At 54.6% G+C, this 449-nt stretch carries 1 protein-coding gene; it reads left to right on the top strand.

Annotation, left to right across the window (positions count from 1 at the left end; translation table 11 throughout):
• Positions 1-449, top strand: a 449-nt coding sequence (locus DU29_RS1000000132085) for an LLM class flavin-dependent oxidoreductase (RefSeq protein WP_028624789.1), incomplete at both ends; no start/stop codon positions are given.

Genomic DNA, 449 nt, shown 5'->3' with positions numbered 1-449 from the left:
CCGGAAATCTCCACGCCCCGAGTGAACTTGTCGGGTGCAGATACGCTGCCGAAACCGGCGTTGAGAGACATTCCCGTGATGGTGACTGGTCATTCACGCCAGTCGGTCGAATGGATTGCCGAGCATGGGGATGGCTGGCTTTACTATCCCCAAAATATCGCGCAGCAAGCCATGACAATCAAGAATTGGCGGTCGCTGACACCAAGATTCAAACCCTTCACGCAGTCCTTCTATATTGACCTGTCGGAGAATCCCGATGAACCCCCATCGCCCATCTTCCTCGGGTTTCGGGCTGGTCACCGATTCTTTACTGACTACTTCAGCCGCTTGCGCGATATTGGGGTTAATCATATTGGCCTCAACCTGAAATACGCGACACGTCCGGCGCATGAGATTGTTCAGGAACTTGGCGAGCATGTCGTACCGCACTTTCCGGCGCACGCTACTGC

The organism is Pseudomonas sp. Ant30-3, assembly GCF_000690905.1.
GTDB lineage: Bacteria > Pseudomonadota > Gammaproteobacteria > Pseudomonadales > Pseudomonadaceae > Aquipseudomonas.
The sequence above is the reverse complement of the archived record's forward strand: the minus strand, read 5'-3'. Positions and strand labels throughout refer to the sequence as shown.